Source organism: Streptomyces sp. CA189 (assembly GCF_056428985.1).
In genome coordinates, this window is record NZ_JBWJVM010000053.1 from 50,583 (window position 1) to 62,281 (window position 11,699).

Below are 11,699 nucleotides of genomic sequence, written 5' to 3' on the forward strand. Positions count from 1 at the left end.
TCAGGGGGTGCAGTCGAACCCGATCACCGAGCGGGTCCCGGGGCCGCCGCGTCCACCGCCTTCACGATGCGCTTGTCGGAGATCGGATAGGCCGTTCCGAGGGCGTGCGCGAAGTAGCTGACCCGCAGTTCCTCGATCATCCAGCGGATCTCGGTGACCTCCGCGGGGACCGGCCTGCCCTTCGGCAACTGCTCCAGCAGCCACAGGTACTCGTCCCGCATCTCGTGGACCTTCTCCATGCGCGTGGTGTCGCGCTGGACGCCCGTGGGCATCTGCTGGAGCCGCCGGTCGATGGCCACCAGGTAGCGCATCAGGTCCGGCAGCCGGCGCAGTCCGGTGAGCGTGACGAAGCCGGCCGGCATGAGGGCCGCGAGCTGCGTCTTGACGTCCTGGACGTTGGCCACCAGGGCGAGGCTGGCCGTGGTCTTCAGGCGGCGTTCGCAGGCCTGCCAGGCGGCCAGCACCTGCTGCACCTGCGTGATCGTCCGTACGGTCGTGTCCACCAGGTCGGTCCGCACGGCCTCGTAGAGCTTGCGGAAGCCCGCCTCGTCCCACGCCGGGCCGCCGTGCCGCGCGATCAGGTGGTCGGCCGCCGCGGTCGCGCAGTCGTCGAACAGCGCCTGGATGGAGCCGTGCGGATTGCGCGACAGCGCGAGCTTCTGCTGGTTGCTCAGGTGGTCCGAGGCGAACTTCGCCGGGTTCACCGTGATGTTGAGCAGGATCAGCCGCCGGGTCCCGAGCCGCATCGCCTGATGCTGCTCGGCCTCGGTGTCGAAGAGGCGTACGGAGACGCTCGTACCGGCGTCCACGAGCGCCGGGTACGCCTTCACCGGCTGGCCGGCCCGGCGGGTCTCGAAGACCTTGGTCAGCGCGCCGATCGTCCAGTCCGTCAGCCCGGTCTTCTCCACCGACTCCCCGCCCTCGCGCTCGGCGCTGGCCGCGGCGGCCTGCGAGAGGGCCTGGCGGGCCTTGGGCTTGAGCTGGAGCCGCAGGGCCTCCAGGTCCTTGGCCTCGGCGAGGTTCTTGCGGCGCTCGTCGACGATCCGGAAGGTGATCTTCAGGTGGTCGGGGATCCGGGTCAGGTCGAAGTCCTCGGCGGTGACCGGGACCCCGACCATCCGCTGGAGCTCCCGCGCCAGCGTCACGTGCAGGGGCTCCTGCAGCGGGTGCGAGGTGGCCAGGAAGCGGGTCGCGAAGTTCGGCGCGGGCACGTAGTGCCGCCGGATCGGCTTGGGGAGGGAACGGATCAGCTCCGTGACCACCTCCTCGCGCAGGCCCGGGATCTGCCAGTCGAAGCCCTCGTCCGTGACCTGGTTCAGCACCTGGAGCGGGATGTGGACGGTCACGCCGTCCGCGTCCGCGCCCGGCTCGAACTGGTAGGTCACCCGGAACTTCAGCCGGCCCTGCGTCCAGGAGTCCGGATAGTCGGCCTTGGTGACCCCGGCCGCCTTCTCCGTCAGGAGCATCTCCCGCTCGAAGTCGAGCAGTTCGGGCTCGTCGCGCTTCTTGTGCTTCCACCAGGAGTCGAAGTGCGCCCCGGAGACCACGTGCTCGGGGATCCGCTGGTCGTAGAAGTCGAAGAGCGTCTCGTCGTCGACCACGATGTCGCGGCGCCGGGCCCGGTTCTCCAGCTCCTCCACCTCGGTGAGGAGCTTGCGGTTGTCGGCGTAGAACTTGTGGTGGGTCCGCCAGTCGCCCTCGACCAGGGCGTTGCGAATGAACAGATCGCGCGAGACCTCGGCGTCGATCCGGCCGTAGTTGATCTTCCGCTGCGCGACGATCGGCACGCCGTACAGCGTGACCTTCTCGAAGGCCATCACCGCCGCCTGGTCCTTCTCCCAGTGCGGCTCGCTGTACGTGCGCTTGATCAGGTGCTGGGCGAGCGGCTCCACCCATTCCGGCTCCACCTTGGCGTTCACCCGGGCCCACAGCCGCGAGGTCTCCACCAGCTCGGCCGACATCAGGAACTTCGGCTGCTTCTTGAACAGCGAGGAGCCCGGGAAGATCGCGAACTTGGCCGACCGGGCGCCCAGGTACTCGTTCTTGTCCGTGTCCTTCAGCCCGATGTGCGACAGCAGGCCGGCGAGCAGGGAGATGTGCACGCTCGTCTCGGGGGCGTCGGCCTCGTTGACGTGGATGCCCATGGACTTGGCGACCGTACGCAGTTGCGAATAGATGTCCTGCCATTCGCGGATCCGGAGGAAGTTCAGGTACTCCTGCTTGCACATGCGGCGGAAGGAGGACGAGCCGCGTTCCTTCTGCTGCTCCCGGACGTAGCGCCACATGTTCAGGAACGAGAGGAAGTCGCTCGTCTCGTCCTTGAACCGGGCGTGGTTCTGGTCGGCCTGCGTCTGCTTGTCCGAGGGCCGCTCACGCGGGTCCTGGATGGACAGGGCCGCCGCGATGACCATGACCTCGCGGACGCAGTTGTTCTTGTCCGCCTCCACCACCATGCGGGCGAGGCGCGGGTCCACCGGGAGCTGGGAGAGCTGGCGGCCCATCGGGGTGAGCCGCTTCTTGTGGTCCTTCTCGTCCGGGTCGAGCGCGCCGAGCTCCTGGAGGAGCTGCACGCCGTCGCGGATGTTGCGGTGGTCCGGCGGGTCGATGAAGGGGAACTTCTCGATCTCGCCGAGGCCGGCCGCGGTCATCTGGAGGATGACGGAGGCGAGGTTCGTGCGCAGGATCTCGGCGTCCGTGAACTCCGGACGGGTCAGGAAGTCGTCCTCGGAGTAGAGGCGGATGCAGATGCCGTCGCTGGTACGGCCGCAGCGGCCCTTGCGCTGGTTGGCGCTGGCCTGCGAGATCCGCTCGATGGGCAGCCGCTGGACCTTGGTGCGGTGGCTGTAGCGCGAGATGCGGGCGGTGCCCGGGTCGATCACGTACTTGATGCCGGGGACGGTGAGGGAGGTCTCGGCGACGTTGGTCGCGAGGACGATCCGTCGCCCGGTGTGCTGCTGGAAGACCCGGTGCTGCTCGGCGTGCGAGAGGCGCGCGTAGAGGGGGAGGACCTCGGTCAGGCGGAGCTTGCGCTTCTCCAGCGCGTCCGCCGTGTCGCGGATCTCGCGCTCGCCGGAGAGGAAGACCAGGACGTCGCCCGGGCCTTCCGCCTGGAGCTCGTCCACGGCCTCGCAGATCGCGGTGATCTGGTCGCGGTCGGAGTCCTCGGAATCGTCTTCCAGGAGTGGGCGGTACCGCACCTCCACCGGATACGTCCGGCCGCTGACCTCGACGATCGGGGCCTCGCCGAAGTGCCGGGAGAAGCGCTCCGGGTCGATGGTCGCCGAGGTGATGATCACCTTGAGGTCGGGGCGCTTGGGCAGCAGCGTGGCGAGGTAGCCGAGCAGGAAGTCGATGTTCAGCGACCGCTCGTGGGCCTCGTCGATGATGATCGTGTCGTACGCGCGCAGCTCGCGGTCCGTCTGGATCTCGGCGAGCAGGATGCCGTCCGTCATCAGCTTCACGAAGGTCGCGTCCTGGTCCACCTGGTCGGTGAACCGGACCTTCCAGCCGACGGTCTGGCCGATCTCGGACTTCAGCTCCTCCGCGATGCGCTCCGCGACCGTGCGGGCCGCGATCCGGCGGGGCTGGGTGTGCCCGATCATGCCCCGGACCCCGCGCCCCAGCTCCATGCAGATCTTGGGGATCTGCGTGGTCTTGCCGGAGCCGGTCTCGCCCGCGACGATCACGACCTGGTGGTCGCGTATCGCCTCGGCGATCTCGTCCTTCTTCTGGCTGACGGGAAGGTTCTCGGGATACGTGACCTCGGGCTTCCGCGAGGCGCGCTTGGCCAGTCGCGCGGCGGCCGTTTCGGCCTCCGCGGCGATCTCGTCGAGCACGGCCTGCTTGGCCTCGGGCTTGCGGATGCGGCGGGCGCCTTCGAGGCGGCGGCCGAGGCGGTGCGCGTCACGGAGGGAGATCTCACCGAGAAGCGTCTGCAGGGCGGCGAAGGAAGTAGACATACCTGGTCGAGGATCTCACCCGCAGGTGCCGGGTGGCGAACGCATTTGTGGGGCCGACCCGTACCATTTCGGGACGAGTCCGCCGAGCGTTACCCCGATGTGTCCCCCCGACATGTCCCCGTCGATGTCCCCGACGCCGTCCCAGTGAGAGGCCGCCCCCGATGTCCCGCAGCCGCCGCCTCACGTGCGTGTTCGCGGTGCTGCTGGGCTGGGCCCTGCTGGCCGGGACCTTTCAGGCGGCCGCCCGCCCGGCGACCGCCCGGGCCACGGTGGGCCTGGCGGTCCCGGTAGCCCCGGTTGCCCTGCCGGCCCTGGTGGCCCCGGCCGTCTCAGTCGCCCCGGCCGTCTCGGTCGCCGGGGCTCCCGCAGCCACCCGGCGGGGGTCGGTGCGGGCCTTGGCCCCTGCGCAGCCGGGCTCCGTTCCCGCCTCGCCTGCGGAGCCGGGCTCCGCCGGTCCGGGCGGGCCCGCCTGCGCCCCGGGGTTCCCCGGCCGGGACGGCGCACCGGGCCTGCCGGCGCGGGCCGGGTCCGACCAGGCGCAGGCCCAGGCCCCGCCCGCGAGGCCGGGGCCCGAGGTGGCGGTCCCGTCGCCGGCGATACCCGTACGGGTCCTCGTACGGGGGCCCGGCCAGTCGGCGCCGTCACCGCTGGAGCTGTCCGTGATGCGGGTCTAGGAGGACCGGCCGCATCAGCCGCCGGTCCGCCTCGCCCCGCCCGTCCCGCACAGCTCTGGAGCACCCGCATGTCCCCTTCCCCTTCTCCTTCTCCTTCCTCTTCCTCCCGCAAGCCGCTGCTGATCTCCGCCGGGGTCGCCCTCGCCGCCGTCACCCTCGGCCTCGTCTCCTGGCAGGCCACCAAACCCGACAACGTCACCCCCGGCACCGCCCGGTCGTCCGCGGCTTCCGCTCCCGAGACCGGATCCACCGCCGACCCCGCCGCGCAGCTCAAGGCCCTGGCCCGCCGGGAATCCGGGGACAAGCTCGCCGTCGGCCGGGCCGACGCCCCGGTCGTCCTGATCGAGTACTCCGACTTCAAGTGCGGCTACTGCGGCAAGTTCGCCCGCGACACCGAGCCCGAGCTGGTGAAGAAGTACGTGGCGGACGGCACCCTGCGCATCGAGTGGCGCAACTTCCCGATCTTCGGCGCCGACTCCGAGGCGGCCGCCAAGGCCGCCTGGGCGGCGGGGCAGCAGGACCGCTTCGCGCAGTTCCACGCCGCCGCGTACGCCGAGGGCGCCAAGGAGAAGGGCTTCGGCACGGAGCGGCTGACCGAGCTGGCGCGCGAGGCCGGGGTCCCGGACCTGGAGCGCTTCACGAAGGACATGGCCGGGGAGCAGGCCGCCGCCGCGCTGGCGAAGGACCAGGAGGAGGGGTACCGCATCGGTGTCACCTCCACGCCGTCCTTCCTGATCAACGGGCAGCCCATCGCCGGAGCCCAGCCCCCGGCGGCCTTCGACGCCGCCATCGCCAAGGCCAAGGCGCAGGCGCAGGCGGCCGCGAAGTGACCGACGTCGGATATCTGGCCGCCCTGCTCGGCGGCCTCCTCGCGCTGCTCAGCCCGTGCAGCGCGCTGCTCCTGCCCGCCTTCTTCGCGTACTCCATCGACTCCACCTCGCGGCTGCTGGCGCGCACCGGGATCTTCTACGCGGGCCTCGCGAGCACCCTCGTACCGCTCGGGGCGGCCGGTTCGTACGCCGGGCGGTTCTTCCACGGCCACCGCGAGGGGCTCGTGCTGTTCGGCGGCTGGCTGATCATCGGGCTCGGGCTCGCCCAGATCCTCGGCCTGGGCTTCGCCTCAAAGCGGATCTCGGAGCTGTCGGGGAGGATCCGGCCGACCACCGCCCTGTCGGTGTACGCGCTGGGCGCGGTCTACGGCCTGGCCGGCTTCTGCGCCGGTCCCATCCTCGGCAGCGTCCTGACGGTGGCGGCGGTCAGCGGCAGCCCGGTCTACGGAGGCCTGCTGCTGGCGGTGTACGCGCTGGGCATGGCCGTGCCGCTGTTCGTGCTGGCACTGCTCTGGGAGCGCTTCGACCTGGGGCGCCGGCGCTGGCTGCGCGGCCGCGCCTTCTCGGTCGGCCGCTTCGAACTGCACACGACCTCGCTGGCCTCGGGCCTGTTCTTCATCCTGCTCGGCGCGCTGTTCCTGGCGTACGACGGGGCGAGCGCCCTGCCGGGGCTGCTGGACGTGGACGATTCGTTCGCGGTGGAGCAGCGGGTGCAGGCCGTGGCGGACGCGGTTCCGGACTGGGCGCTGCTCGGGCTGGTGGCCCTGGCGGCGGCGGGCACGGGCCTGGCGCAGTGGCGCCGGCGGGCCCGGGCGGCGGCGGAGGCCGGTACGGAATGACGAAGAAGGCCCCGTCCGATGGACGGGGCCTTCTCGATTCTCTGGTGGCTGGGGCCGGGGTCGAACCGGCGACCTATCGCTTTTCAGGCGATCGCTCGTACCAACTGAGCTACCCAGCCACGAAACCGTTTCCGGCCTCAGCGAACCTGACGGGACTTGAACCCGCGACCTCCACCTTGACAGGGTGGCGAGCTAACCAACTGCTCCACAGGTCCTTGCAATGTGCGAGAACAAGTCTCGCACACGGTAATGCGTACCCCCAACGGGATTCGAACCCGTGCTACCGCCTTGAAAGGGCGGCGTCCTGGGCCACTAGACGATGAGGGCTAAAGGCCCGCCGGGCACTTTCCAGCGCGTCGGGGACGTGAGAAGCATATGGGATCCCGGCGGCGATCGCCAAAACGGTTTCGGCGGGCGGGTCCGGGGCGGGTCCGGGGCGGGCCGGACACGGCCCGAGGGGTCAACCCCAGCCGAGTTCGTGGAGCCGCTCGTCGTCGATGCCGAAGTGGTGGGCGATCTCGTGGACCACCGTCACGGCGACCTCGTGGACCACCTCCTCGGTGCTCTCGCACATCCGCAGCGTCGGCCCCATGTAGATCGAGATCCGGTCGGGCAGGACCCCGGCGTACCACTCGCCGCGCTCCGTGAGCGGGGTCCCCTCGTAGAGGCCGAGCAGTTCGGGGTCGTCGGCGGCGGGCTCGTCCTCCACGAAGACGGCCACGTTGTCCATGACCCGGGTCAGCTCCTCGGGGATCGAGTCCAGCGCTTCGGCCACCAGCTCTTCGAACGCGTCACGCGTCATCTCCAGCACGGGGCCATTCTCCCGTGCCGCGGTCCGATTGCGGCGGACCGTGTTCCGGAGGCTCCTTTCCGGCGGCTCCTCTCCGGCGGGCCCGGACCCGGCGCGCGAGAATGGGCCGGTGGCGACAGACGAGGCGGAGCGCGGATGACCCGGCCGGCCGAGGGGGCCGAGGCCATCGACCCGGACGTGGACCTCCACGTGCCGGCGCAGCACGCCGAACCGCAGCGCCGGGTGCTCGCCGCCGTGGCGGCGGGCGGTGCCGTGGGCGCCGCTGCGCGGTACGGGGTCGGGCTGCTGTGGCCGGCCGCTCCCGGGGCCTTCCCGTGGGGGACCTTCTGGATCAACGTGGCGGGCTGCGCGCTCATCGGCGTCCTCATGGTGCTGATCAGCGAGGGCAGCCGCTCGGCGCATCCGCTCGTACGGCCCTTCCTCGGGGTCGGCGTGCTCGGCGGGTTCACCACCTTCTCCACCTACGCGGTGGACTTCGCGCGGCTGCTCGACGCCGGTGAGGCCGGTACGGCGCTGGCGTACGCCGGGCTCACGGTGGCCGGGGCGCTGGGCGCCGTGTGGGCGGCGGCCGTGATCACCCGGCGCGCGGTCGGCGACGGCCCGGGGCGGGCCCCGGACCGAGGCCGGGGCCGGGGCCGGGGCCGGGGATGAACTGGCTGATCGTCATGGTGGGCGCCGCCGTCGGGGCGCCCCTGCGGTACCTCACCGACCGCGCGGTGCAGGCGCGGCACGACTCGGTCTTCCCCTGGGGGACCTTCGTGGTGAACGCGGCCGCCTCCCTGGTGCTGGGGGCGCTGACCGGGGCGGTGCTGGACGGGGCCGCCTCCTCGCGGCTGAACCTGCTGCTCGGTACGGGGCTCTGCGGGGCACTGAGCACCTACTCGACGTTCTCCTACGAGACGCTGCGCCTTGCGGAGCGGGGCTGGACGTTCCTGGCGGTGGCCAATGTGGCGGCCTCGGTGCTGGTCGGGCTGGGTGGGGTCACGCTCGGCCATCAGGTGGCGGGACACCTGTTCGCCTGAGGGTGCGCCGCCCGTCCTTCCTTGCGGCGTGTTGGGGCGTGTCCCTTACGGGGCAGAGGGAGTTGGGCACACTGACCCGCTCACCGCGGACCCTTGCCAGCGTTCCGGAGGTGCCCCGTGCGCCAGTTGTCCGCTTCCCTCCGATCCCCCCGGTCGCTCCGCCTCGCCGTCGCCGCACTCGCGGTGGTGGCGACCGCGGGCTGCATGAGTGTCGGGGAGGACGCCGCGAAGCCCGGGCCCTCCGCGCCGACGGGCCTCCAGGGCGGCAAGTCCGGCGGCGGCTCCTCGTCCGGGAAGAACGCCGGGACCCAGGGCGGCGGCCCCGGCGCGAAGGGCGGTACGGGGAACCAGGACGGCAAGGCCGGGGCGCCCGGGAGCGTCTCCGGCGCGGCCGGGGCCTCCCCCAGCCCGGGCGCGCCGGCCGGTCCGCCCGGAGCCCCCTCGCCGTCGGCCGGTCCGGGTGGCGGAGCCGGCGGCCAGGGCCCCCAGCAGCCCCCGGCGGGCGGTTCCGGGTCCGGATCGGGCTCCGGCGGAGGCGGCTCCTCCGGTGGCGGCCAGCCCGCCTCCCCGACCCCGGAGCCGCCGAGCCCCGCCCCGCCGGTCCCCTCTCCGCCAGTGACGGAACCCACACCGGCTCCGGAGTCCCCGCAGCCCGAGCCGTCGAGCGATCCGGGCACCCAGCCCTAGGCCGGTCCCGGCTCGGACCCGGCCCGATCCGCCCGCCAAGCCCTGGCGGGCGGATGGTGTTTCCGCAGGTCAGCGCCGTCTTCGGGGGAGGAACTTGCCAGACCCCGGGGAGGGTGCGTATGGTTATAGATCGTTTGATCCCATTGCCCGGCGCCGACTCCGAAGAGCGCCGCGTGGCGCGTACTCTCCCCAGCCGTGGCTGACCGCATTGAGGCGGTCGATTTGCGAATTCACGGAGTTTGGGCGCGTGCCGAGACTCCGGAAGGTTTCGCATTTCGCATGTCCATTTCCAGTTCTGACCGTTCCGTCATGCCCGAGAACGACTCCAACGAGATCGTCGACGCCGAGACCCTTGCGGTCACCGAGGCCATCGAGGCCGTAGTCGCCGACGAGATCATCGAGGCCCTCGAGGCCGACGTGACGAACCACGGGTCCGACGAGTCCGACGACTCCTTCGAGGACTCCACCGAAGACTTCGACGACGCCGCGTCCGATGACGACGCCGACGCCGACGCCGAGCCCACCCTGACCTTCGGCGACCTCGGTCTGCCGGAAGGCATCGTGCGCAAGCTCGCGCAGAACGGTGTCACCGCGCCCTTCCCGATCCAGGCCGCGACCATCCCGGACGCCCTGGCCGGCAAGGACATCCTCGGCCGAGGCCGCACCGGCTCCGGCAAGACCCTCTCCTTCGGTCTGCCGACCCTGGCCTCGCTGGCCGGCGGGCACACCGAGAAGAAGAAGCCCCGCGCGATCATCCTGACGCCGACGCGTGAGCTCGCGATGCAGGTCGCGGACGCTCTGCAGCCCTACGGCGACGTGCTCGGCCTCAAGATGAAGGTCGTCTGCGGCGGTACCTCCATGAGCAACCAGATCTTCGCTCTGGAGCGCGGTGTCGACGTCCTCGTCGCCACCCCGGGCCGTCTGCGCGACATCATCAACCGCGGCGCCTGCTCCCTGGCGAACGTCCAGGTCGCGGTCCTCGACGAGGCCGACCAGATGGCGGACCTGGGCTTCCTGCCCGAGGTCACCGAGCTGCTCGACCAGATCCCCGGCGGCGGCCAGCGCATGCTCTTCTCCGCCACCATGGAGAACGAGATCGGCACCCTGGTCAAGCGCTACCTGACCAACCCCGTCACGCACGAGGTGGACAGCGCGCAGGGCAACGTCACGACCATGACGCACCACGTCCTCGTCGTGAAGCCGAAGGACAAGGCGCCGGTCACGGCCGCCATCGCCGCCCGCAAGGGCCGCACCATCATCTTCGTCCGCACCCAGCTGGGCGCCGACCGCATCGCCGAGCAGCTCATCGAGTCCGGCGTGAAGGCCGACGCGCTGCACGGCGGCATGACGCAGGGTGCCCGCACCCGCGTCCTCGCGGACTTCAAGGACGGCTACGTCAACGCGCTCGTCGCCACCGACGTCGCCGCCCGCGGCATCCACGTCGACGGCATCGACCTGGTCCTGAACGTGGACCCGGCCGGCGACCACAAGGACTACCTGCACCGCTCGGGCCGTACCGCCCGCGCCGGCAAGTCGGGCGTGGTCGTCTCCCTGGCGCTCCCGCACCAGCGCCGCCAGATCTTCCGCCTGATGGAGGACGCGGGCGTCGACGCCTCGCGCCACATCGTCCAGGGCGTCGGCGCCTTCGACCCCGAGGTCGCCGAGATCACCGGTGCCCGTTCGCTGACCCAGGTCCAGGCCGACTCCGCGAACAACGCCGCGAAGCAGGCCGAGCGCGAGGTCGCCGACCTGACCAAGCAGCTTGAGCGCCTTTCGCGCCGTGCCGTCGAGCTGCGCGAGGAGGCCGACCGCCTGGTCGCCCGCTCCGCGCGCGAGCGCGGCGAGGACCCCGAGGCCGCTGTCGCCGAGGTGGTCGAGGCCGCCGAGGCCGAGGTCGCGGCAGCCGTGGCCGAGCCGGTCGCGGAGGAGCGCCCCGCGTTCCAGAGCCGTGACGACCGCGGCAACTACGAGCGCCGTGACAACCGTCGCGACGACCGTGGTGACCGTGGTGACCGTGGCGGCGACCGTGGCGGCTTCCGCCGTGACGACCGTGGTGACCGCGGTGGCGACCGTGGCGGCTTCCGCTCCGGCGGCGACCGTCCGACCGGTGGTGGCTTCCGTCGCGACGACCGCCCCTCGGGTGGCTTCAACCGTGACGACCGCGGTGGCGACCGTGGCGGCTTCCGCTCCGGTGGCGACCGTCCCACCGGCGGCGGCTTCCGCTCCGGTGGCGACCGTCCGGCCGGCGGTGGCTTCCGCTCCGGTGGCGACCGTCCCACCGGTGGTGGCTTCCGCCGCGACGACCGCCCCTCGGGTGGCTTCAACCGTGACGACCGTGGCGGCGACCGTGGTGGCTTCCGCCGCGACGACCGTCCGTCCGGTGGCTTCAACCGTGACGACCGCGGTGGCGACCGTGGCGGCTTCCGCTCCGGTGGCGACCGTCCCACCGGCGGCGGCTTCCGCTCCGGTGGCGACCGTCCGGCCGGCGGTGGCTTCCGCTCCGGCGGCGACCGTCCCACCGGTGGTGGCTTCCGCCGCGACGACCGTCCCTCGGGCGGCTTCCGCTCCGGTGGCGACCGTCCGGCCGCCGGCGGCGACCGCCCGTACGGCCGTCGCGACGACAACCGCCCCTCCGGCTCCGGCTCGACCGGCGGCTCCTCCTTCGGCCGCCGCGACGACAAGCCCCGCTGGAAGCGCAACGGCTGAGACCAGCCGCTGAACTGATTGCCTGACAGGGCCCCTACGACACCCGGCGGTTTCTAGGGGTCGTCGCAACACGTGGTTGGTTGTTCAGGCCGCGAGGAGTTTATGCAGGCGCTCGGCTGGGGTTTCCCAGCCGAGCGTTTTGCGTGGTCGGCCGTTGAGCTGGGCGGCGAC

Annotated in this window: 9 protein-coding genes and 3 tRNA genes; 7 read left to right on the top strand and 5 right to left on the bottom strand. The window is 71.8% G+C overall.

Annotated elements, in window-relative coordinates; translation table 11 throughout:
• Positions 1-23: 23 nt before the first annotated feature.
• Positions 24-3,959: an ATP-dependent RNA helicase HrpA gene (hrpA, locus tag AC061S_RS30465; RefSeq protein WP_478689098.1), complete on the bottom strand. Its 3,936-nt coding sequence runs from the start codon at positions 3,957-3,959 to the stop codon at positions 24-26.
• Between the two features lie 161 nt (positions 3,960-4,120).
• Between hrpA and AC061S_RS30470 the strand changes: the two genes are divergently transcribed.
• The 3 genes from AC061S_RS30470 to AC061S_RS30480 all read left to right on the top strand — a co-directional run bounded on the left by AC061S_RS30470 (position 4,121) and on the right by AC061S_RS30480 (position 6,302).
• Positions 4,121-4,633, top strand: coding sequence for a hypothetical protein (locus tag AC061S_RS30470; protein WP_478689099.1), 513 nt, complete (start codon positions 4,121-4,123; stop codon positions 4,631-4,633).
• 68 nt (positions 4,634-4,701) lie between these two features.
• A complete protein-coding gene (locus AC061S_RS30475) occupies positions 4,702-5,463 on the top strand; it encodes a DsbA family protein (RefSeq protein ID WP_478689100.1) in 762 nt (253 codons plus the stop codon).
• Positions 5,460-6,302, top strand: coding sequence for a cytochrome c biogenesis CcdA family protein (locus tag AC061S_RS30480; protein ID WP_478689101.1), 843 nt, complete (start codon positions 5,460-5,462; stop codon positions 6,300-6,302). Before AC061S_RS30475 ends, AC061S_RS30480 begins: the two co-directional genes overlap by 4 nt.
• 42 nt (positions 6,303-6,344) lie before the next feature.
• Here the strand turns inward: AC061S_RS30480 and AC061S_RS30485 are convergent.
• The 4 genes from AC061S_RS30485 to AC061S_RS30500 all read right to left on the bottom strand — a co-directional run bounded on the left by AC061S_RS30485 (position 6,345) and on the right by AC061S_RS30500 (position 7,113).
• Positions 6,345-6,421 (bottom strand) — tRNA-Phe (locus tag AC061S_RS30485).
• A 22-nt stretch (positions 6,422-6,443) separates the two neighbouring features.
• Positions 6,444-6,517: transfer RNA gene (locus tag AC061S_RS30490), tRNA-Asp, on the bottom strand.
• 39 nt (positions 6,518-6,556) lie between these two features.
• Positions 6,557-6,629, bottom strand: a tRNA-Glu gene (locus tag AC061S_RS30495).
• Between the two features lie 133 nt (positions 6,630-6,762).
• On the bottom strand, positions 6,763-7,113 hold the full coding sequence (locus tag AC061S_RS30500) for a metallopeptidase family protein (RefSeq protein ID WP_382748751.1): 351 nt from the start codon (positions 7,111-7,113) through the stop codon (positions 6,763-6,765).
• A 135-nt stretch (positions 7,114-7,248) separates the two neighbouring features.
• Here AC061S_RS30500 and AC061S_RS30505 point away from each other — a divergent pair, with 135 nt between their 5' ends.
• The 4 genes from AC061S_RS30505 (at position 7,249) to AC061S_RS30520 (ending at position 11,528) form a co-directional block, all read left to right on the top strand.
• Complete coding sequence (locus tag AC061S_RS30505) at positions 7,249-7,764, top strand: FluC/FEX family fluoride channel (protein ID WP_478689102.1); 516 nt, start codon at positions 7,249-7,251, stop codon at positions 7,762-7,764.
• Positions 7,761-8,135, top strand: a complete 375-nt coding sequence (crcB, locus tag AC061S_RS30510) for a fluoride efflux transporter CrcB (protein WP_478689103.1) — start codon at positions 7,761-7,763, stop codon at positions 8,133-8,135. The genes AC061S_RS30505 and crcB overlap by 4 nt, the downstream gene beginning before the upstream one ends.
• A 204-nt stretch (positions 8,136-8,339) precedes the next feature.
• A complete protein-coding gene (locus AC061S_RS30515) occupies positions 8,340-8,822 on the top strand; it encodes a hypothetical protein (RefSeq protein ID WP_478689104.1) in 483 nt (160 codons plus the stop codon).
• A 279-nt stretch (positions 8,823-9,101) separates the two neighbouring features.
• A complete protein-coding gene (locus AC061S_RS30520; RefSeq protein ID WP_478689105.1) occupies positions 9,102-11,528 on the top strand; it encodes a DEAD/DEAH box helicase in 2,427 nt (808 codons plus the stop codon).
• The last annotated feature ends 171 nt before the right edge of the window (positions 11,529-11,699 follow it).